Here is a 20,959-nt window from a genome sequence, read left to right as displayed (position 1 = left end):
GCAGGAGCGAGCTTGCTCGCGATAGCGGCCTTACAGGCACACCGTGTCGCCCCCATCGCGAGCAAGCTCGCTCCTACACTACCGGGGGGTTTTAGGCTTTCGGCGGCATCGGACTGGCGTCGAAGGTATGGGGCGGCGCCACCTGCAGGGTGGTGATCGAGCCCTGCTCGGAGAGCGAGTAGGTGACCTTGGAAATCAGCAGGTCCTGGTCGAAACCCAGCACCGGGTCGATCACCCGGACCAGGGTGTTGTGGCGCCACAGCTCGCCGTTGCTCTGGCGCCAGCCCTGCACCTTGTAGGTGCTGGTCAGGGCCTTGCCGGTGCGAATGGCGCTTTCCCAGTCGGCCCTTTGCTGGGCCAGCTCCTGGGTCAGCTGGGCCGGTTCGTTGATCACCGTGACCCGCTTGCGCTTGGCCGTGCCGTCGCTGGCCACGCCCGACACTTCGCTGACCGCGGCGCCGCTTTTCTGGTCGTTGCCCTTGTGCTGGCCGATCACCCGGTACTCGGAAAACACTTGGCTGAAGTCCATCGGCGCGCTGGCCGAGAGAATGTTCTTGCCCAACTCCAGCACATCCACCGCGCGCCCGCCGCTGCCCGGCCGGGCCAACAGCACCCGGCCTTCGGCATCGTCGGTGGAGAACACCCGGAACAAGGTCAGCAGGCGGTCGATGGACTGGAACACGGTTTCCCCAGGCACGATGCTGTGGCTGCTCAGCCGCGTGGTTTCCGCGATCTCGCTGACCACCCCGACGCCGTAGGACGCGGCCAGGGCCTGGACGATTTTCAGCAGGCTCTGCTCGCGCCATTGGCCGGGCTGGTTGATCGCCGCGCAATCCACCAGGTCCTGGGTCAGGGAACTGCCCTCGATGCTCAAGCCGATCTGCCGACCGTCATAGCTGATCGGCGCCTTGAACACATGGCCGCTGAGCAACAGCTCGGCGCCGATCCGCACCTGGCACTTGGCGCCGGGACGGATGCGCTGGTCCAGGGTCTGCCCCGGCCATTGCCAGGTCACGTCGAGCTTGAAGGTGCGAAACTGCCGCTCCAGGTCGGCGCTGATTTCCACGCTTTTCCAGCCGCCGTAATCCTGGCCGTCCACCGTCAACAGCACCCGGTTATCGAAGTTGCCCATGGCTCACTCCCCCGCCACTTTGACGTTGGTCGGCGGCAGGAAGCCGGGATGGGCCACGCCGTTGCGCTGCTGCACTTCGGCCGCCCGGGTGGCATCGCCAAACAGCCGATAGGCAAGCACCACCGTCGGCAGGCTCTGCATCGGGTTCTTGACCACCAGCCGCACGCCGGACGAAGCCACCGCGGTGAGGTGGCCGTAGACCAGCTGGCGCAGGCCGTTGAGCACCTCGTAATGCAGGGCGTCGGCTTTTTCCGCGGCCTGCCAGATCGCCTCGTTGATCGCGTTGCGCAGCGCCAGCACCTCATCGGCCACTGGCACTTCCGCACGGGTCACCGGCTGGATCGCCTGCTTGGCCAAAGGCGGCGTGCCGCTCAGCTTGACCGCCGGGGTTGCCACCGGCAGCGAGGCCACGGCCTGGGCAATCCGCACCAGCACGGCGTCCTGCACCAGGTCCGCCATGGCTTGCGCCGCGGCGGTGGTGTCCTTGCCGGTGGTGAGTTTCGGCGTGTCGATCTTCTTCACCGCCTCGACCTGCTGCGAGACATTGGCCAGCACGCCGCGGTAACCGTTGCGCGCATAGTCCTTGAGGTCCTTGATGTCCCCCAGCAAGCCCTTGAACTCGGCGCTCACTTCCTTGGGCAGGTCCTTGATCGCCCGCACCAGCAGGTTGAGATCGCGGTAGGTGTCGATCAGCGGCTTGAGCTCCTGCTCGATGGTCTGGTAGACCTCCTTGAGGCTGTTGCGCAGGTCGGCGATGCCGATGCGCGCGGCCTTGACCAGGGTCATGGCCTCCTCGAAGCGGCGTACCGCCGAGCCGATAAGGCTGTCGGCCGACACCAGCAACAGCTGGCGGGTGTTGACCGTGGCGCTGGGGAACTGCAACGGCTGGTCGGGGTAGAACTTCAGGGTGAAGGTCACCAGGCCGCCGTCCTGGCGGCTCTGGGTCATCTCGCATTCGCCGACCTTGACCTGCAGGCGCCCCAGCCACGGGTGCACCAGTTCACCGCTGCCCTCCTCCAGCGCCTTGAGCAGCTTGTCGCGCTGCTCCAGGCAATCGGCGCCGACGATGAACGCCGTCAGGTCGTGGGTCCGCGCCTGCTGCCCCAGGCTCTCGTAGAACGGCAAGTCACGCTGCGGGTACTCGTGCAACTGGCCCTTATGGCCGACCGGGGTTTTCGCCTGGTCGACCCAGAACCCGACGCCACGAAACGACGCCGGCAACAAACGATCACGCCAGCTCATTGGAACCTCCTAGCGAAAGTGAGCGGTAGCCGACACGCGACGACAACGCCACGCCGGGTTGGTTGATTTGCGGCGCACTGGTACGCAGGCCCGCCGGGGCGTTTTCGAAGCTCACCGTCAGCCCGCCCTGCAATTGTGTGCGGTTGTTGGCCGCGCTCTGCTGCAGCAGCGAGGTGGAGCTTTGCGGCAGGCCGGCGGAAAGCGCCGAAGAACCCGGCGCCGGCTGGCCGCCACCGAAGAACGTCGGCGCCAGCGCGCCTTTGCCTTCGGCATTGGTTTGCCGCTGCGCCTCGGTGAGGTTTTCCACCTTGCCGGTGACGCGGGCGACGAAACCGGCGAAACCACCGTCGAACAGCTCCCTGATCGGTGCGATCACCGCCTGCAGCCGTTGCCACAGGCCACTGAACCACTCGGTGATCGGCTCCCAGTTCTTGATGATCTGCCCCAGGGGCGACCACTCGAACAGGCCACGCATGAATTCGATGGCCGACGCCGCCAGGGCTTTCAACACCTCCCAGAGGGCCGCGAACACATCGCTGATGGGCTGCCAGTTGGCAATGATCTGCCCCACGGGCGACCACTCGAACAGGCTGACAAAAAAGTCCTTGATGACCTGCGCCGCGCTTTTCAGGGTTGCCCAGATGGCGTCGAAGTAGGTGCCGATCGTGCCCCAGTTATTGATCACCAGCCCCAGTGGCGAGCTGTCGAACAGCCCGATGAAGAAGGCCTTGACCCGCTGCGCCGGACCTTGCAGGCCGGCCCAGAGCGAGGCGAAGAAACCGCTGATTGCTCCCCAGTTGTTGATCACCATCCCCAGCGGCGAGCTGTCGAACAGCCCGATGAAGAAGGCCTTGACCCGCTGCGCCGGACCTTGCAGGCCGGCCCAGAGCGAGGCGAAGAAACCGCTGATTGCTCCCCAGTTGTTGATCACCATCCCCAGCGGCGTCCAGGCGAACAGGCCTTTGAGGAAGTCCATCGCCGGAACGGACAACGCCTTGAGCAACGCCCACAACGCGGAAAACAGGCCGCTCAGGGGCGTCCAGTTTTCAATCACCAGCCCCAGCGGCGTCCAGGAAAACACCTGCTTGAAGAAATCGACCACGGACGCGGCCATCGCCTTGAGCTGTTCCCAGAGGCCGGCAAAAAAGCCGGTGATCGATCCCCAATTGGCGATCACCATCCCCAGCGGGGTCCAGCCGAAGACCGTCTTCAACCCCGCCATCAGTTGCACGGCGGCGTCCTTGATGCCCGCCCAGAGGGTGACAAAAAACGCCGACAGCGGCTCCCAGTTGGCCACGATCAGGCCCGCCGCCACCGCGATCCCCAGGGCGATCAGGCCGATGGGCGAGGCCAGCAGGCCGCTGCTGAACAGGGTCACGGCGGACGAGGCCAGGGTCATGGCGCCGCGGATCGCGGTGAAAGCCAAGGCGCCGGCGGCGAGGCCCTGGACCAGCTGCGGGTTGCTTTCAATGACCTTGGCCACAAAGCCCAGCAGCGGTTGCACGGCGGTCACTACCGAGTTGACCGCCGGCAGCAGCGCGCTGCCGAACTTTTGCGAGATGTCGTCGACGCTGTCGCTGAACGCCTTCAGGTTAGTGCCCGTCTCGCCCAGCACATCCTTGGGCGGTTCGATGCCCTGCGCCACCAGCTTGGCTCGCGCCGCCTGGTTCTCGAATTCGATGGCGGAATTGACCCCCGCCACGAAAGGCGCGGCCAGGCCACCGCCCTTGATCAGGCCGGAAAAATCCAGCCCGCCCAGGCCGCTGTCTTCGATGCTTTTCTTGAAGCGGCTGACTTTCGAACGCACCTCGCCCAGTTCGGCGTCCAGTTTCTGCATGCCTTGCATGACCACCAGCATGTTCACCGTGGTCTGCACATTGGTCACGCTCAGGCGCTGTTTGATGCTCGTCTGATTCAAGCTTTGATTGATGTTCGCCATCACTGCACCTGCTGCATCGCATTGATCCGTTGCGCGTGCTCCAGGGACTCCCGGAGCACATCCAGTGGCCTGGCCATCATCTGTTCGGGGTCAACCTTCCAGAACCAGGCCAGGTCATAGGCAACCGCGATCAGGTCGCTGATGGCTCCGATGCCGCACTCATGAAAAAACTCGCGACCGCCCAGCTCAGGGCGTTGAGGTCGGCCAGGTCGAGCTGGTTGACCGAGGACGGAGGGATGCCGGCACAGACCGCGATGTACTTGGCCGCGACATCCATGTCGAGGCTGACTTCTTCGCTCTTGTCGATCTTGTACGGCAGCGCCTTGATCGCCCGCACTTCCTGCACCGTCGGGCGGCGCAGGGTCAGTTCGGTCAGCGGTTCGCCGTGGGCTTCGATGGCCACACGCAGCTTTACGCTATCGCTCATTGCCAGGTCCCCTTGATGCCTTCGAACTTCAGTTCGATGCTCGCGTCGTCACCCTTGGAGACCGGCTCTTCCACCAGGTAGGCGCCGGCCAGGACATAGACCTTGCCGTTGCTGAACTCGCAAGTGACGGTCATGTCGGAACCGGCCACCAGCTGCTTGAGCGGGAAGTCCGGGGTGTGCAGCGCCGTGACCTTGAAGGACGGGGCAATGTCGGTTTCCTTGTAGAAGCCCGGCACGATGGTTTCCCGTTTCACGGACATCAGCGGCGCTTCGCAGCCGCCGTTGATGGTCAGTTGAGCGCCGTCCACTTTGACGTAGCAGGTGCCCGCAATCAGTTGACCCATGGTGTTTCTCCCAAAAAATGAGCCCGCACTAGGCGGGCTGGAAAAGCGCAGTGAAAGAGGCTCGGCTTAAGCCGCCGCGTCGTACTGCAGACGGAATTGGTTGAGCAGCGCGAACACTCGCAGGCCGTTGATGTAGTCCGGCGGGAACAGCACGTTGACCCGGCTCGGGTCCTGGCTGTCGCGCTCGACGATCAGGTGCTCGGCGAACAGCTCGGCGTTCTCCACGTGGCCTTCCAGTTCGAGCTTGGCGTACTGGGCGATCAGCTCGCCGCGAATGGTGCTCGGGGTCACGATCGGCTGGCCGGCGCCGAAGCGGGTACCGTCGGCGGCCAGTTTGTGGCGCCCGTACTTGCTGGTGATCACGCTTTGCAGGCGGCGCACGATAAAGGCCGACTGGTGCATGGTTTCGCTGTCCAGGTAGGAGTTGTCGGCCTGGCCGTAGGCGTTCTTCTGGTAGGTGGTGATCGAGCGCTGGATGCGTACATAGCCGCCTTCGTAGTAGGCGGTGGCGATGCCGTAGCTGAGCAGCGATTGACGCTCGGTCAGGGTGAAACGCTCGCTGGCCGGCGCCGGATCGACACCCGGCAGGCTGCCGCTCTGGGTCGGACGGCTGGCATCGGCGGAGATGAACACCGAGGTGCGCGCGGCCAGTGCCGCGGCCTGCACCCAGAACGGCTGCGGTACGCCCGGCTCCAGGGCCTGGATGGTGATGTGCTGGTCGTTGCGTGCTTGCCCTGCCGCCACCAGGGTGCCGACGGTGCCGCGCTTGGCGCTGTAGACGTGACCGAACAGTTGCTTGGCCCAGGACCAGCGACCGGTGCTGTCATCCATGACGGCTTGCCAGGCGTTGAGGGTCGCGGTGTCGGTCCACGGCATGCAGATGAACTCGAAAGGTTCATCGCCCAGGGCCGCCAGTGCGGCAACCTGATCCGGCACGCCGGCGCCGCCGGCCATTTTTCCGACCGTCACGCTCAAGCCAGCCGGGGTTTCTTCGCCATTGCTCTTGCCCAGGCGGTTGAGCTGCAGGCTGATGTCGTTCGCGCTGTCGCCAGTCCATTTGGCGGTCAGGGTCAGGGTGCCCTCGACCGCCGCGGCGCTCACCGGCAGGTCGGCGGCGGCATTGATTTTCAGCGCCAGCGCGCTGGCGGCCTGAGCCGCGGTGGCGGCATTGACGATGGCGGCCTGAACCCGCACACCACCGACATACAGGTTGAGCACGCCGCTGGCGCTGGCGGTGCCGGTGAACTTCAGCTCGGCCTTGGCCACGCTGCCTTCGACGTTGTGCAGCGGCAGGCACCAGATCTCACCGACCGGGTCGGTCTTGCGCCAGGTCTCGTACATGGAAGCGAGCATCGAGCCCTGACCGCCGATGCTCTTGGCCAGCGCGGCGCTGGACACCAGCACCAGCTTGCCGGTTTCGGCCGGCGCGACGCTGTCGTTGACCTGGGCCACGATCAGTCGGCGCATCGCCGAAGAAGCGCTATTGGCCGCCGAATTGTCCATCTCGGCGTAGAACAGCGGCACACGAATGTCCGCCGGAATATTGCTGAATCCGATCGCCATTATTTGGCTCCTTGTGGTTTGGCCGCCTTCGCGGCCTTGAGGGTGATATCGCCATCGGCCAGACGCCGGCGCCACCAGGCGTTGTCGTCGACTTCACGGCCTTCCAGCGGCAGCAGGTCGCCGGCTTCGGGGTCCGGCACGGCGCGGCCCGCGGCCGGCAGCACAGTGATGCGTTTGCTCATTGCGTTACGTCTCCAGAGAAAGTCAGTTCCAGGCGCCCGTCGGGCCCCGGGTGTTGCAGGTTGGGGTCCGCCGGATCGATGGCATCGACCCGCACCGTGACCCCGGTAAAGGACGGCAGGCCGTCCAGTTCACGCTCGCGCCAGGTTTCCGCCGGCTGGCTGGCCAGGTTGCGTCCCAGCTGGAACTCGGCGAAAAAGCGCAGCTGATAGAACAACCGCGTGGCGCTGAGCGAAACCAGCTCGCCCCCGTCGTATTCGATCGGGTTGTAGTCCGCACCCGGCTTGAACCCCACCAGCGCCCGCCACAACTCGGCACGCAGGCTTTCGAGTTGCTCCAGGGCCTGCCGGCCGTCGCTGGCGTCCAGCACCAGGGTGATCGCCAAGCGGTCGCGGATGGCCTGGCGGGTAACGTTCTGCCCGGTGCTCGGGCTGGCCAGATCGGCGATCGGCGTCACATGGGCACTGGGGGTGGGCAACGCGGTATTGCTTTGCAGCAGCGCGAGATCGACGCCGACAGCCACCTGATTGGCCAGGCCGGGGCAGTGATCGCGCAGTTGCGTGAGGATCGGAGTGATCTTCATCAAGAAGCTCCAGAATCGAATGAGATAAGAAACCTGGGGGCCACCCGACAGCCATTGGCGGATGCGCAAAAGGCGAACGCTCCCCTCCCCCACATAGGCTTGAGCTTTATCAGGGGCTGACAGAGGGAAAGGTTGCGGACGGCCAGGGAGATCAGGCCGCCGTTGGGCCGGGCATACTCAGTCCGGCTGGGGCTCCAGGCATTTGGCCGAGAGGGTGCAGCGATAGCCCTTGGTGCGGGCGCCGCTGGAGGTCACCTTCTTGATCGACCAGCGTCCCCGCATGAAGCCGGGCCAGGTATCGTCGAGCAGGACCAGCCCCTCGGCCGACAACGCCGGGTTGCCAGGGCATTCGATCTGGATATTGCGCGCCTCACGCTCCTGCCTGCGCATCTCGCTGATGGCCGCGGCCTGGGCTTCCTGCTCGCTGGCCCGACGCTGGCTCAACTTCTTGAAGGGTGCGCTACCAACCTGCACCACTCGCTCCTTGGCGGCGGCGCTGTCCCACCAGGTGCTTTGACAACCCTGGAATTTCGAGCGGCTTTCCTCATCGACCTTGGCCGAGATGAAGGCCGAATCCCCCGGGCGGTTATCCCGGGTCACCGACAAGCGCACATCCGGCAGCGTTTGTCCCGACAGGGACTTGACTTGACCGCTGCGAGCCAGCACATACAGGCCGTTCACCGGCTTGGTCACCGCGCCGTAGGCCCTGGCCAGACGCGTCAGAAAACTCATGTCGGTTTCGTTGGACTGATCGACATGAGCGATTTGTACCCCATCGAGCTCCGGCGCCACCCGCGGCGAAAACCCGTGGCGGGTGACCAGTTGACGAAACAGCGCGCCGAGGGTGATCGGCCCGTAGCTGGCGGATCGGCGGCGCCTGAAACCCGTCTCGTCGCTCTCCTTGAACGGCGCGGCGGTGGCCACCAGCACCAGGCGCATGGGGTACAGGAAGGGGGTGCGCCGGGCAATGATGAATTGCCCCTTGTCCACCATGCCCGACTCCAGGTAACCGACCCGCAAGCCGATGCGGCCGCCCAAGCTGGGCAACCCGTCGAGCCCTTCGGTATCGAGGGTCAGGGTCAGTTGATCGGATTCGATTCCGGCCGCGTCGATGTGCTGCCATTGCACCAGACGCTCATTGAGCAGCGCCGCGTTGGCGCCGTAGATCTCTACCGACGGCGTAAATCCAAGTGCCATGTCGCCCTCCTTAATCCCAGGCCGATACCGGCGTAGCGAGTACCGGCCGGGTCTCCAGCTCGGGTAGTTTCACCCAGAGCCCCGCCGGCAGCACCGGCCCATGCTCGGCCAGCCCTGGGTTGAGACGCCAGAGCGCTTCCTCGGCGGCATCATCGCTGCGTCCGAACTCACGGTAGAGCAACAGGTTCACCGAATCGCCGGCAATGCTTCTGACCTTACGCATTGATGAACTCCGTCAGTTCTATGACCCAGTCGTTGACCATCGCCGTGCCGTCATCGATCACGTAGCTTTGGCTCTCGGACACACTGTCGATTCGCCACAGGCCCCAGTTACGGCCGATGCCATCGACCAGCGGCAGCGGCACCCGCAACGCCTGCAAGGCACGCAACTCATCGAGCCGCGTCATGGCGATCGCACGCATGGACTTGCCACTGATTGTCAGCCCTTGCAGGCCCTGACCGGTCTGGCTGGATTTAGGCTTGCTGGTGAGAATCTCCAGGCTCACCCAACCACCACCCGACTTGCGCACCAGGGAGCTGTAAGCGAACCCCCGCGACTGGCCGAAAATAAAACTGCCCAGCACCATTTGCTGTCGCATCAAACACCTCCATCGCTCAGGGCGGCACCGCGTCTTACCGCGAGTGGGTCGGTCATCATCAAGGGTATGAACTGCGCCCTGAGCTGTTGCAGCACGAGGTCGGCAATATGCTGGGAGCTGGCTTGATCGGGCCCGCTGATCTGAATGACCGGAGCGAAGGTGATCGGCGGGTTGACTGCCTGACCGGCACCCGCCGGGTTCGCCAGCTGGCCGCCCACCAGGTCGTTCTTGACCTGCTCCGGCGAGCTGAGGCGATCGACCAGGGCACCGAGCTTGTCGCCCAGGCTGGCGCCGTAGTCACCGCCATAATAGCCGCCGAACAGTCCACCGACGGCCGCACCGAGAGCCGTTCCGATGATGGGCACGACACTGCCGATCGCCCCGCCGAGGGCAGCCCCTGCGGAAGCCCCCGCCCAGCCGCCACCGGCGGTTCCCAGGCCAGAAGCGAGCATCTGGGTATCGCCGGTCACTAGGCCTTCGGCGACATCCACCGCGGCGCCGAGGTACTTCGCCGGCCCTGGAGCCCTGCGGCTCAAGGAACGAACCGAGGCCTGCGACCCGGACAGACCAAAAGCAAAGGACGAACCTGCACCTGGAACAGCAGCCGTGGCGTTCAGCGCTTTCTGGGCAGCCTTTTTAGCGGCCCTCTTTGCGGCCTTGCCTTTGGAACGTTGTTCCTGGGGAACATCTATGCTCGGACCGCTCGGGGAACTCGGAGCACTGGGACCGCCCGAAGAACCTGGAGCGCCGGGCTGGCGAGCGCCTGCACCGTCAAGGATGCGTTTGGCGCCGCGGTTGAACACCTCGTCCACCACCGCCTTGGCCTGCTTGCCGATCAATGGCGCCAGCGCCGCGCCGAGCAGCACGATGGCGGCTGTGACCTTGGGAAAGGTTTCGGCCAGTTCGCTGAGGCCATCCACCAACTCGCCAAGAGGAGTAAGCGTACTGTCGACTACCGGTGCCAACGCGTTGCCCGCGGCAGTGGACAGTCGCTCGGTGCGTGCCTCGAAGGTGTCCCAGGTGGTTTTCTGGGTCTTTGACTGCGCCAGCGCCGACTCCCGTGCCGAGCCGTGGTAATTCGACTCCGAGGGGACATCTGGATCCGAGCCGGCTACCCGGGAGAAGGTTTGCTTAACGTCATCGAGATTCTGTGCCAGACGCAGCACCGCCTGATCGCCCTCGGCAAACAATGCCGTGGCCAGCGTCGACCGCTTCTCGGCGGGCTGCCTGTTCAGAGCCTGCAGCACCGATGCCACAGTTCCCCCGGCATCCTCGCGCAAGCCCCCGGCCACTTTCGCCGGGTCCAGTCCCAGCGCCTTCCAGGCCGCTTGCTGAGTCGCCGTTGCCTGATCGCCCTTACCCAGGGTCGTGACGATATTCTTGAGCACACCGCCGGCATCGGTCTTGGACGTATCGCTGTTGAGCAATGCCGCCGTGAGCGCCGCGGCCTGCACCGGCGCCAGGCCAACCGAGGTCGCCGCACCACCATGACGCTGGAGGATGGCCCCGATATCAGCCGCCTCGGCGTCACCGGGGGCTTTACCCAGGTGATTGGTCGCATCCGCCAGATCCATGGCCTGGCCGGCGTTGAGCTTCATCGATGTGCGCCAGCCGGCCATCATCTCCCCGGCATCCGTGCCCGATATCTTGAATGCCGTCGCGGTGATTGCGGCAGCATCGGCAAAGGCCAGCAACGCCTTTTGCCTGGCTTCGCCCGAGCCTTGATCGCTACCGATCCCCGCCTTGGCCGCCGTGTATTCGATCCTTACCAGATCGACCGCCTTGGTTCCCCCGGCGGCAATCTGTGGAAGCGCAGCCATCCGCTGGTTTTCCACGGCCATTGTTTCGCGATCGCGCCCCTGGAAATCGACCAGGCGCCCCAGGTCGGCCATCGCCGAGTCCATGCTGATCGCAGGCTTGAGCAGGTCCGGCGGCTCGATGCCGCCGCCTGCCTTGCCCGTACTTTTTTGCTGGCCTGCCTCGCCCTTGGCACCGCCAGCCTGGGTAGCCGTAATCGCCTGCCGCAGACGTTGCGACGACAGCGTCAGGTTCAGGGCGTCGAGGCTAGTCACCAGCAACCCGATATCGGCGCTGAGGGTATCCAGTGCCCGGTCAAGACCGGGTAGCCGATCCTTGGGCTGGGCTGCCAATCCACCCGACGGCGCGATGCTCGCGACGGGCGTGTTCAGGTCGACCGACCTGATGTCACCGAACGTCAACCAGCCTTCCTTGACGGCGGTGTACTTGAGCGAAAACTTATCGTCCGCCATCCCGCTCTACTCCTGTTTCACGCCAAGGCGAGTGATCGCGATGTCGTAGCGGCGCAATGCCTTGCCGGCGTCCCACTCCAGGATTTCCGCTTCACTCACCGAGTAAATGAGCGGCACCACATCGAGTATCACTTCGATGTCGCGCTCCGAAAGAAGGCCGCCGGTTTGTTTAAAAAATCGTCGATGCGTACCTGCAGCTGGGTCCAGTCAGGCACCGTCAGCTGGGCAAGATCGGGAATCATCAGGCCGGTGCAGTGGGCGGTGATGAACTCGGCGCGTTCCTTGGCCGTCTTGAGTTTTTTCATCGCTTTGGTCGCCCGCAGCGCCGGCATTTCCAGGGTCAGCAAGGTCACGTCCTGGCCTGCCACGGCCAGCGGCAACAGCAGTTGCACCTGGTCCGGGTTGTCCTCGTTGATCTCGCCCTCGGCCTGTTTGAGAAAGTGGGCGGTCGGACGGGTCGACATCTCGTGAACGTACTGCGCAATGCTCACGTAATCCGGTCGCTTGAGCTGATCCAACTCTTTCACCGACAGGCCGGTGGCCAGTTTCGCCAGCTCGAAGAACTGATCGTCCTCATCGTCGCCGGCGCGGGCCAGCGCTTCTTTCTGCACGGCGTAGAACAATGGCTTGAGCTGAATCTGCGCGATCTGCGACTCATCGTCGGCGGTGATCGGGCACAGCAGGACATGGATCGGAGGCGTCCAGGACATGAATGAATTCCTATGTGAAAGGTAGGAGCGAGCGGGCTCGCGACAGGAGATGAACAGCGCTTGCGATGCGGGCTGTCAGGCCGTCATCGCGAGCCGGCTCGCGCCTACAAAGGGGAAGTGTCGCGGGTTACGGCATCAACACAGCGCGGCGCGCATCACCGAGGATGTCGACACCATTGAGCATGAACTTCTGGGTACGCACGTCGATATCGATCACCGGCACGCCGTTTTCCAGGCGGTTGTAGGTACGGCAGCTGAGTTCCAGATTGGTCTTGGGCTTTTCACCCATTTTCAGCATCGTCTCTTCCAGGGATTTCAACTTGCCGCCGACCGTGTGGTAGGTGAAGTAAGTATTGCCGTCCTGGTCCTGGCCGGCTTCACGCACATTCAACAGAATGTCGTCGCCCACGCTCACGCCGAGGGCGAGCATGATTTCCGGGCCTACGCCCTGGAGGGTCAGCTTGGCGTTAAGCGCCTTACCGCCCTTGGCCATTTCTTCGCCGATGAAGCGCCCGCCGCGCATCTCTTCCATGTCGAATTCGATCTTCGGCGGGGTGAACTCTTCCACGGTCGCCGACAACGGCAGGCCTTGCAGGGTGGCCGCGATGGCCTGTCTTACGCGGTTGGTAAACATTAGAGAACATCCTCCAGGAACTGCTCGATGATTTCATCGCGGGCGTTGAGCTGATACACCATGTGCTCGTTCGGCGCGTAGCGGCCGTAGTCGATGACCACGTACCAGGTACCGTTCTTGTACTTCTCGACGCTGTTCAGCTCGGGGTGCAGGTACACGCTGCCGCCCGGGATGGTTTCGTCGGCGACCAGGGTCTGCAGCCAGTCGTTGATGCGCTTGACCTCCTGGTCCATGAAGGACTTGGTCAGGTTCTTGGCCATGGCTTTCTGCCCGGCCTTGACCAGCTTGCGGCTGATGGCGTCTTCCAGGCCGACATAGCTGATGAACTTGCCGGTGATGGAGCGGTTACCCAGCAGCGAGAAGCCGCCGAGCACGGTGCGGGCGTAGTAGCTGACGCCGTAGCGGTTGAGCAGGTCGCCCTCGGTCGAGGTGTCGAGGATGTTGTATTCCACGGTCCGCGATACGTCTTCGGCGAAGGTCACCTGGTTGCCCGGGCTCTCCCACTGCTTGACCTTGGCCAGCGCGGCGATGGCCAGGCTCGACGGCGCCAGGAACACGTTTTTCTTCGCCGCCTTGGAGTACACGGCTGGCATGTTGTGCACCACCAGGCAGCGATCGAAACCCAGGTCCGCGCCGCCCAGCTCCTTGCTGTAAGTCACCTGGTCGGCGACCGAGGCGTCCTTGCCGTCGAGCACCACACGGGCCTTGATGCGCTTGCCGAAGGCAGCGAACTCACCGGCCACCGCCTTGGTACCGGTGAAGCCCGGCGCGCCGATGATGGTCAGGTCTTCCGGGACACTGCCCAGGGCAGCCAGGCCGAGCTTGCGGCCGGTGGTGGCATCGACGCCGCCGATCACGTTGTTGACGGTGTCGGCCGGGGTCGCGCCCTCTTCGACGATCACCACATAGACCGGGACCTTGACCACTTTGAGGATCTGGTACACCGCCTGGAACAGGGTGCCCGACTCAGCGCCGGTCGGGTCCAGCAGGGCCTGGGTGGTGAAGCTGTTGATGCGGAACGGCGCATTGCGCGGAATCAGCGGGTCGGCCTTCGGCGCGGTGCCGACCAGACCGATGACGTTGTCACCCAGGCCACCCATGGCCTCGGGGGATTCGGTGGCATTGACGGTAATGCCGTTGTGCTCGAAGTTCAGAACCTCAGCCATGGTTATTCAGCCTTCTTGGCAGCGGCCTTTTTGGCCGCGGTGGATGGGGTGGCCGGTTCGGCCGGTTGGCGCGCCGCGAGGGCGCTGGTCAGTTCCAGGCGACCGGCGGCACGCAAGGCACTGGCCTCGACGTCGAGCAGGTCGAGCTGTTGATCGACCTTCGACCAGTGGCCGCCGCCGGTGGGGAACGGCACGAGGACGGTGTAGGTTTGGCGGTTAGCCATTTCAGTCTCTCCAGATACGAAAAAGCCCCAGGTGGAGTGGGGCTGTTGGGTGTTGTGTGTTGCTTTGCGGATAAGAAAACGCCCCGTCGATGCGGGGCGTTTATTGGAGCTGTTCAGCCAGCCAATCGGGCGCAGCAGGACGTCGATCAATCAGTGGAAACTCATCAGCTTCTGGCCAATTGCGAAGCGCACGGCGGTACGCCTGAAGCTCAGCGTACTGCGCAGGAGTCAAGGTAGTAGGCCCCTCCTCCAGCTCGTCACGGTGACGCGAAATAACACCATCAGTAGCCGTAAGCTGCCCGCCACGCCATGCCCGCTCGACTCCTGCAAAAAACTCAGGAGATTGCGGAGCCGGATCAAGCAGAACCGGATGGCCACCTTCTCCCGATGAAATTTTCTTGCCAGTATTCTGTCCGTCGAGCAACTCCTCATATTGCTTATCCGTTATTTCAATAGAGTCATCCGGAATATGATCACCATGAGTTTCCCGACTATAAAAACCATTATTATTTGCTGAATAAAACATGCCCCCTCCTTTAAAAACCAATAGCCATATAAGTGCAATCCTCTACCGCGTACCCACCTGCCTGCGTAGTTGATCCAGGGAAATTAGAATTATAAGACCTAAGTGCGGAAAACCCTGTTTTTGAAAGATTCGACACAGTTAATGTATACGGAGCATTCTGCTGGCCAACATTAAGAACCGCACTTGAAATAGCAACACATGCGTTAGGAAAGGAAACAGGGAAAGTCATAGCAATCACTTGGGCATTACCACTAACCCTTCCCCATTGAAGAATCATCCCAGTCGGTAACTTTTGGTAGCCGCTTGTCACCAGCGAAGCAGCAAAGAGCGCAGACGTTCGCAGAGTTTCACTGCCGGAGTGGCAGCGCCACACATTCGCCTCTCGTATCGCAATGAAGTCCCCACCAGGCGACAGCGTGTAAGGAACTGTCACAGCCAGGTTGTTCATTGCCAGTTGATCCCCCGCGGCAACAGTCACCCTTGAGCTTGTGGACTGCGGCCCTGCCGATATCAACATAGCAGCCCCATCAGGTACGGACGAAGTTGCAGGCAATGCCACCGTGACACCGGCGGCCAGCTCCAAACGCTTACCGAGATCATCGCCAGTCAATGTCCGGCTTGCTGAAATACCAGTACCGCCTCTGAAGCTTCCGAGCGCACGCGCAACGAATTCCGTAGTGGCGAGTGCCTTTGAATTGTCGAACTGCGGCGCGGTATTCGCCGTTGGGTTGGTCAGCACCGGTGAGTTGAGCGGCGCAAATCCTTTGGTGATGTTCTGGAAGGTCAGGGCCGTGGTGTCCAGAACGATGGAGCCGTCTGTAACCAGTTGCCAGATAGTGTCCGCCAACAAGGTTCCTTCCTCGACGGAAACGATTAGCCCAGACGTAACCTTGACGCTTGCATCAGCGTCCTTCGAACGAGTCCAGGCACCGTTGGCAACAACATAAATGCCATTGTCCTTGGCTAGCGATTGCGCCTTCACCAGCACACGGTCCCCGGCAACCACGGCTACGCCATCGATCGCTTGAGCACCGCTTAACACGATATTGGCCGCAGTAGCTGCCCGCACCGATTGTTTACTGTCGAGCTTGGCCAACTCATCGGCGACATAACCCGCCACCCAGGCGCGCGTGGCTTTTACCACCGTATCGTCGATCAGCAGCGTGACCAACGACGCATTACTGGTCTCGAAAATCGAGCGGATATAGAACTCTTTCCCCGAACCCGAAGTCGCCAGCACCGGTTTGAACGACTCCGGATACTTGACGATGGCGTAAAGGATTCCTGTATCGGTCCACAGCCCGGCCTCGCGTACATACCAGCCGCCGACCTCAGGCGGGATAGTCACTTCGGCCAGCAGCCAGCTGGGGTTTTTCTCGTCCTGGAACAGGGCATTGAGCGGACCGCGCCAGACTTCGCGCTTGAGTGCGGTGGCGGTCGCCGCCGGGTTGTAAACCGCGCCACCGCCGTCACCGACGGAAATCTGCGACAGATTGATCGGTACGCCTGCTGCCTTGCAGGCAGTTTCGTAGGCGATCCCCGCATTGGTAAGCAGGGTGTAATAGTCGGCCATTTAGGACCCCTGAGGATAAATAGTGGATGTTTCGACGCTGTACAGCCCGGCGGCCATAAAGGCCTGGCCCGAGGCTTCGAGCCCCTCGACGACGATCGGATAGATGGTGGTCAACTCGCCGCAGACGGTCGCCGCCGCGATGGAGTGGGAACCGAATGCGCTCAGGCCCACGGATACCGCCAAGGTGTCGCGTTCACTTTTGGCATCCGCCAGGCGCCGATCGAGGCGCGCGTCGATCTCTTCGCTGTAGGGCTGCTCGGTGAAGGCCCTGACCGAAAAGCTGTAAGGCGCCCCCGCTGGGGTCTGCTCATACCAGGCGCGAACCTCGGGTATCAGTTGCAAACCCTTGGCGGCATTTTCCAGCGCCTTGCGTGTACCGGCCTGGCGCGCGGTGGGCCAGGCCAGTTCGACCGTCAAGCGTTTTTCGGCCTCGGGCGCTTCGGAGCGCCACTCGCCGACACCCCGATCAGCCGCGAGATAGGGCAAGAACTCCACCGGCGTTTCGGCGGGACTCATCAGCTCCGGAAACGGCGGCGCGACACGTTCGAGCAAGCGGGCAAACCCGAGGTCGAGCGCTCGCTCCAGAGGCGAGCTGTTGACCGGCAGGAGACTCGGGTGAACGGCTTCGTCCTTCATAGCGTGAGCACCTCAACCTCGACATCCGTGCAGTACGGCGCCTGGAAGGCCGTCGTGACGATCGGCGCCAAGGGTTCGAGAATCTCCAACTGCACCGCACCCGCGGCATGCAGCGTGTAATCGATCCAGCTCGGATCCACCCGCCCTTCCAGGCGATGGCAGCTGTCGGCGTACGCCTGCAATTGCTGCTGCGTGGCGAGCTGGGTCAGTCCGGAATCGGGCCCCGGGTTGATCTTGGCCACCACGCGGATCTTGTAGGGTTTGATCTGTGCCGCCTGCACCGTCACCCGATCCGTTTCCGGCTTCACGTCCGGTCGCGCAAAGTGTTTGCGCACGCCTTCGAGCAGGTCCTCGGACGGGGTGCCGTCGCCTTCCCGCGAGAGCACGGTGACCTGGACTTCGCCCGGTGCGGTACGGCGCCCGTTGCCATCCTTGACCTGAGCGGCGAAACCGTCCGGGTCGAAGGTGTAGGTGACGGTCACCACGCCCGCCTCGGTGGAGTCCACCTTCACTGTCGGCCGCTCGCCGAGGGTGAAGACTTCGCGGCGGTACTGCATGCGCGAACCGGCGGCCGGCGCGTGGGGCGCCAGGTAGTAGCGCAGGCGCGCATCCTGGTCGCTTTCATAGACCGCGGGGACCGGCGGAAAGGCCGCCGGATCGCCCGGGTCGAGCAACTGCCGCTCCAGGCCCATGTCCGCCAGCCGTGCATCGAGATTGCTACCGGTGGCCCACCAGGCCAGCATCTGCTTGATGCGGGCGTTGTACTTACGCTCATGGGTTTGCAGGCGCAGACAGAAGGCCTCCAGTGCCAGGGTCAGCAGCTCGCTTTCGTTGGCCAGGCTGGCCTGCAGTTTCTGCGCATTGGCGGGGGAACGCTGGGCCACGTAATCGACGACGAAGGTCTTGAACTCGGCGAGCAGTGGCTCGAACTCTTCGACTGTGACAATGGCCGGCTCGGCCAACTGGTGTTCACCGGGTATCAGCATGCTCATGTCACGACCTCGAACGTCTGTTGGCGGTTTTTCCAGGTGCCGGCGAAACGCAACAGCAACCCGGCGCCGCGCCGGCTGGCGACTATGACCTGCGGCTCGAAATCGCCGATACCGTTCTGCTCGTTGTAGAACGCCTGCGCCGCATGGCTCTGGGCGAGGATCAGCAAGTCATCGCCGAGGTTCTGGCCCAGCAGGTCGGGAATCAGCGAGCCGTACAACGGGCGCTTCTGCCGCGTGCCCAGCGGCGTGGTCAGGGCGCGGGTCGCGCGCTGCACGAACTGCAGCCAGTCATCGACCGCGGCGCCGGTGTTTCTATCGACTCCAATCATGGGAAGCCTCTTAATCAAGGGCTGATAACGCGGCCCTGGTGTTCCACCAGGGGGCCGCTGAAGTGGATGCCGGCGCTGTCGAGCAAGATGCCGACCGCGCCCAGCCGCAGCTCGATCGCCTCGGGCCTCATCGCCAGCCGGGCGGGCCCGATGCTCAACTCGACCGCCTCGCGGGAAGCGGTGAGCGCGGTCGGGCCATTGCTCCAGCTCAAGACATGGCCGGCATCGTCATAACTGCTTTGGGTGCCATCGGCGTATTGGCGGCGGGTCAGCGCGGCCAGGGTCGACACCGGTGGAAAGCGGTCGCAGTTGAGGCCGAACAGCGCCACCGACTGCGCGCCGCCGTCGCCGCCACCGTAGTTGAACAGCAGGCACTGCTCGCCCACGGAGGGAATGCGCGATTCGCTTTGCGCGCCGGCGCTGGGGTTGAAGAAGCGGATCGCCGGGGTCAGCAGCTCTCCGTGGCTGACCCGGCAGGTGTTGCTGGCCGCATCGACCGCCTGGCACACACCGATACGGCAGTGGTTTTCCGCCCGCCGGTGCAAGTCATCGAGTTCGGTTTCCATCTCGGCCAGCCGCTCGATGATCGGGCCCAGCTGCATGCGCAGCAGCTCGTCAAACATGGCTCAGCCCTCCAGTGCTTGGTATTGGTCGGGGTCGTCGATGTTCGAGACTTCCCAGGTGCGGGCGAACTTCGGTATGCCGGTCGGGTCGTCCAGCAAGGGCTGCCCGAGGTACAGCGTCTGGGTGAACGACAGCGTCCAGGCCGCGTGCTGCTGCTCGCCGCGAATCAGGGTCGAAGGCAGGCCCTCGAGGTTCATCGGCAGGTCGCACTGCGCTGCCGGTAATCCCCAGCGGTTATCCGTGGCCAGATCCTTCAGCGCGCTGGCCAGATCACAGGGCTCGAACCCGGACCGCTCGGCCCCCACGGCCGCCACAACTTGCAGCGAGACTGTCAGGGCATGGGCGATACGCCCTTCCTGGCTGCGCATGCCCGGGGCATCGCGCTCGATCGCAATCAGCACCCAGGCCGGGTCGAGCAGACCATCGAAGTCCTGGTGACTGCCAACCTTGAGGCCAAGGCCCGCCCCTCGCAGGGTCTCGGCAATGGCGAAAAACAGCTGCGACGGCTTGTCGATGACTACAGGCATAGAGAGGCCTTCTGTTCAGATATCAGGGGTTGAAGTTGCGCAGGAGCGCTGCGGATGTCGCGCGAGATAGAGGAACAGCGAATGCCGGTTTGGGCAGGATTCTTGATCGCCAGGTCGACGAGCGACGTCAGGAACGGAATGGGTGATGCAACGGATGGCTCACGAGACTTCGCTGAGGTCCGGCATCACCTTCGATGGAGCCCCCTGCCCTGCGAGCGGTTCACCCTGATCGAATCAGGCGTACTTCTCGTTCAGCGCATACAGGATCGCGCAGGTTTCCACGTCCAGTTTCCCGGTGTAGTTCTTCGGCCTGAAGTGCATCTGGAACGCCCGCACCAGCGACTGGAAGAAGTCGTCCGTTGCCTGAGCCGGCACGCCATAGCCATAGGTGGCGAAGGCCTTGAGCACTTCGGCACGCTCGGGCAGTCCCGCGGCGCGGAATTGCTGGACATATTTCTTCTTGGTCGGCTCGTCGTACCAGGCGCCAATGCCGGCTTTGTAGAGCTCTTTCCAGGGCAGCTTGGGGCCCGGATCGGATTTGCGGCCCACCGCGATATCGGAGTGGCCCACCACGTTTTTCGGCGACAGGTCCGGATAACGCTGGAGAATATTCAGGGCCAGTTGCTTGAGCGCCTCGACCTGGGAGCGTTCGTAATCCGGGAAGGTGAAGACGCCATTGACGTCGGTGGCCTCGTTGACGATCTCGATGCCGATGGAAGTGTCGTTCAAGCCGCTGCGACCGGCCCAGTCACTGACACCGGCATGCCAGGCGCGGTCTTCTTCGGCCACCAGGTTGAAAATTCGTTGCTCCTGGAAACCCGCGGCCTGATACGTCGGATCCTGCAGCGCCGGGATCAGGTAATGGGCACTCGCCGCACCGGTGGTCAACGCCTTGACCGACGCCTCGAAGTTCAGGGCCGTGTAATGCAGCACCAGGAAACGCACCCGCTTGTTGTAGGGCGCGAGGGTGCGGTAGCTGTTGTAGTCGATTGGGATCATGGTTTTGCCTCTCTTTGAAACGGATGGGTGTAAGGCGCTGGACCGTATCGGGCACCTCCCGGCCGGGAGGGTTGATTGAGCGCCGCTCAATACGAGTACGCGTCCTGCGTCAGGCGGGTAGATACCCACGTGGATAAGGTGGCGGGGTCGACTTAATGAATGAACGAATGTTTGCGGCGGTTGTTCAGGCGTCCGAGCGGGGATCCTTGGGCGGCACCTCACACACACCGAGCCGCTTGGCCGCCCAGCGCTCGTAGAGCCCGATGGCCACATCGGCGCCTGCCATGGCGGTCAGGCAACCGAAGGCGCCGGCGGTCCAGATCGATACGCCGGCGGCGTACAGCAGCATGATGGTCGAGACCCCGCAGATCACGCAGGCCCCGGAGCGCAGGGCCAGGCGCCGCAGCAGCAACCAGCCGCGGGCGCCCTCCTTGTCGGCGCGCCACATTTCGCCGGACACCCCACCCACCAGGGCAAGGACGATGACAAGCCAGATGGGCATGTCCAGCAACGCTTGTTGCTCGTTTGTCATGTCACTCCTCC

At 63.5% G+C, this 20,959-nt stretch carries 25 protein-coding genes; all 25 read right to left on the bottom strand.

Translation table 11 applies throughout. The features are described 5' to 3' along the window. Positions 1-91: 91 nt before the first annotated feature. The 25 genes from PMI20_RS09410 to PMI20_RS09290 all read right to left on the bottom strand — a co-directional run bounded on the left by PMI20_RS09410 (position 92) and on the right by PMI20_RS09290 (position 20,948). Positions 92-1,132, bottom strand: a complete 1,041-nt coding sequence (locus PMI20_RS09410) for a phage baseplate assembly protein (RefSeq protein WP_007923967.1) — start codon at positions 1,130-1,132, stop codon at positions 92-94. A 3-nt stretch (positions 1,133-1,135) separates the two neighbouring features. Further along, entirely contained in the window at positions 1,136-2,374 is a 1,239-nt protein-coding gene (locus tag PMI20_RS09405) for a DNA circularization protein (protein ID WP_007923969.1), read from the bottom strand. Then, positions 2,361-4,313: a phage tail tape measure protein gene (locus PMI20_RS09400; RefSeq protein ID WP_284172318.1), complete on the bottom strand. Its 1,953-nt coding sequence runs from the start codon at positions 4,311-4,313 to the stop codon at positions 2,361-2,363. The genes PMI20_RS09405 and PMI20_RS09400 overlap by 14 nt, the downstream gene beginning before the upstream one ends. Before the next feature lie 130 nt (positions 4,314-4,443). Next, a complete protein-coding gene (locus PMI20_RS09395; protein ID WP_007923972.1) occupies positions 4,444-4,740 on the bottom strand; it encodes a phage tail assembly protein in 297 nt (98 codons plus the stop codon). Next, on the bottom strand, positions 4,737-5,084 hold the full coding sequence (locus PMI20_RS09390) for a phage tail tube protein (RefSeq protein WP_007923973.1): 348 nt from the start codon (positions 5,082-5,084) through the stop codon (positions 4,737-4,739). Before PMI20_RS09390 ends, PMI20_RS09395 begins: the two co-directional genes overlap by 4 nt. 66 nt (positions 5,085-5,150) lie before the next feature. Continuing rightward, positions 5,151-6,647, bottom strand: coding sequence for a phage tail sheath subtilisin-like domain-containing protein (locus PMI20_RS09385; RefSeq protein WP_007923974.1), 1,497 nt, complete (start codon positions 6,645-6,647; stop codon positions 5,151-5,153). After that, positions 6,647-6,829: a DUF2635 domain-containing protein gene (locus PMI20_RS09380; RefSeq protein WP_007923975.1), complete on the bottom strand. Its 183-nt coding sequence runs from the start codon at positions 6,827-6,829 to the stop codon at positions 6,647-6,649. Before PMI20_RS09380 ends, PMI20_RS09385 begins: the two co-directional genes overlap by 1 nt. Then, complete coding sequence (locus tag PMI20_RS09375; protein ID WP_007923983.1) at positions 6,826-7,410, bottom strand: phage tail terminator protein; 585 nt, start codon at positions 7,408-7,410, stop codon at positions 6,826-6,828. The genes PMI20_RS09380 and PMI20_RS09375 overlap by 4 nt, the downstream gene beginning before the upstream one ends. Before the next feature lie 177 nt (positions 7,411-7,587). Further along, positions 7,588-8,607, bottom strand: a complete 1,020-nt coding sequence (locus PMI20_RS09370; RefSeq protein ID WP_007923985.1) for a contractile injection system protein, VgrG/Pvc8 family — start codon at positions 8,605-8,607, stop codon at positions 7,588-7,590. A 10-nt stretch (positions 8,608-8,617) separates the two neighbouring features. Next, on the bottom strand, positions 8,618-8,830 hold the full coding sequence (locus tag PMI20_RS09365) for a tail protein X (RefSeq protein WP_007923987.1): 213 nt from the start codon (positions 8,828-8,830) through the stop codon (positions 8,618-8,620). Then, a complete protein-coding gene (locus PMI20_RS09360) occupies positions 8,823-9,206 on the bottom strand; it encodes a phage tail protein (RefSeq protein ID WP_007923988.1) in 384 nt (127 codons plus the stop codon). Before PMI20_RS09360 ends, PMI20_RS09365 begins: the two co-directional genes overlap by 8 nt. Then, positions 9,206-11,476 carry a phage tail tape measure protein gene (locus PMI20_RS09355; RefSeq protein WP_007923989.1) on the bottom strand — a complete coding sequence of 757 codons (2,271 nt, stop codon included), beginning with the start codon at positions 11,474-11,476 and terminating at the stop codon, positions 9,206-9,208. Before PMI20_RS09355 ends, PMI20_RS09360 begins: the two co-directional genes overlap by 1 nt. A 128-nt stretch (positions 11,477-11,604) precedes the next feature. Beyond that, the gene (locus PMI20_RS09350) at positions 11,605-12,186 is read right to left on the bottom strand and encodes a phage tail assembly protein (protein WP_007924000.1); all 582 of its coding nucleotides are present in this window, start codon (positions 12,184-12,186) and stop codon (positions 11,605-11,607) included. Between the two features lie 127 nt (positions 12,187-12,313). Continuing rightward, positions 12,314-12,820 carry a phage major tail tube protein gene (locus tag PMI20_RS09345; protein WP_007924002.1) on the bottom strand — a complete coding sequence of 169 codons (507 nt, stop codon included), beginning with the start codon at positions 12,818-12,820 and terminating at the stop codon, positions 12,314-12,316. Next, the gene (locus tag PMI20_RS09340) at positions 12,820-13,986 is read right to left on the bottom strand and encodes a phage tail sheath protein (RefSeq protein ID WP_007924004.1); all 1,167 of its coding nucleotides are present in this window, start codon (positions 13,984-13,986) and stop codon (positions 12,820-12,822) included. Before PMI20_RS09340 ends, PMI20_RS09345 begins: the two co-directional genes overlap by 1 nt. Positions 13,987-13,988: 2 nt before the next feature. Further along, complete coding sequence (locus PMI20_RS09335) at positions 13,989-14,210, bottom strand: hypothetical protein (protein ID WP_007924006.1); 222 nt, start codon at positions 14,208-14,210, stop codon at positions 13,989-13,991. A 100-nt stretch (positions 14,211-14,310) separates the two neighbouring features. After that, positions 14,311-14,736, bottom strand: coding sequence for a tail fiber assembly protein (locus PMI20_RS09330; protein ID WP_081502430.1), 426 nt, complete (start codon positions 14,734-14,736; stop codon positions 14,311-14,313). Positions 14,737-14,746: 10 nt separating this feature from the next. Next, entirely contained in the window at positions 14,747-16,309 is a 1,563-nt protein-coding gene (locus PMI20_RS09325) for a phage tail protein (RefSeq protein ID WP_007924008.1), read from the bottom strand. Next, the gene (locus PMI20_RS09320) at positions 16,310-16,945 is read right to left on the bottom strand and encodes a phage tail protein I (RefSeq protein ID WP_007924010.1); all 636 of its coding nucleotides are present in this window, start codon (positions 16,943-16,945) and stop codon (positions 16,310-16,312) included. It lies immediately after the preceding gene. Continuing rightward, positions 16,942-17,937 (bottom strand): baseplate J/gp47 family protein, encoded by a 996-nt coding sequence (locus PMI20_RS09315; RefSeq protein WP_007924011.1) that lies wholly within the window; start codon positions 17,935-17,937, stop codon positions 16,942-16,944. Before PMI20_RS09315 ends, PMI20_RS09320 begins: the two co-directional genes overlap by 4 nt. Further along, the gene (locus tag PMI20_RS09310) at positions 17,934-18,266 is read right to left on the bottom strand and encodes a phage baseplate protein (protein WP_007924012.1); all 333 of its coding nucleotides are present in this window, start codon (positions 18,264-18,266) and stop codon (positions 17,934-17,936) included. Before PMI20_RS09310 ends, PMI20_RS09315 begins: the two co-directional genes overlap by 4 nt. Before the next feature lie 14 nt (positions 18,267-18,280). Further along, entirely contained in the window at positions 18,281-18,889 is a 609-nt protein-coding gene (locus PMI20_RS09305) for a phage baseplate assembly protein V (RefSeq protein ID WP_007924013.1), read from the bottom strand. A 3-nt stretch (positions 18,890-18,892) separates the two neighbouring features. Beyond that, positions 18,893-19,417 (bottom strand): hypothetical protein, encoded by a 525-nt coding sequence (locus PMI20_RS09300; protein WP_007924014.1) that lies wholly within the window; start codon positions 19,415-19,417, stop codon positions 18,893-18,895. 234 nt (positions 19,418-19,651) lie between these two features. After that, positions 19,652-20,416 carry an N-acetylmuramoyl-L-alanine amidase gene (locus PMI20_RS09295; RefSeq protein WP_007924015.1) on the bottom strand — a complete coding sequence of 255 codons (765 nt, stop codon included), beginning with the start codon at positions 20,414-20,416 and terminating at the stop codon, positions 19,652-19,654. 184 nt (positions 20,417-20,600) lie between these two features. Continuing rightward, on the bottom strand, positions 20,601-20,948 hold the full coding sequence (locus PMI20_RS09290) for a phage holin family protein (RefSeq protein ID WP_007924020.1): 348 nt from the start codon (positions 20,946-20,948) through the stop codon (positions 20,601-20,603). Positions 20,949-20,959 lie beyond the last annotated feature (11 nt).

The sequence above is a fragment of the Pseudomonas sp. GM17 genome, assembly GCF_000282175.2.
Taxonomy (GTDB): Bacteria; Pseudomonadota; Gammaproteobacteria; order Pseudomonadales; family Pseudomonadaceae; genus Aquipseudomonas; species Aquipseudomonas chlororaphis.
This window is presented reverse-complemented; position numbering and strand designations above follow the sequence as displayed.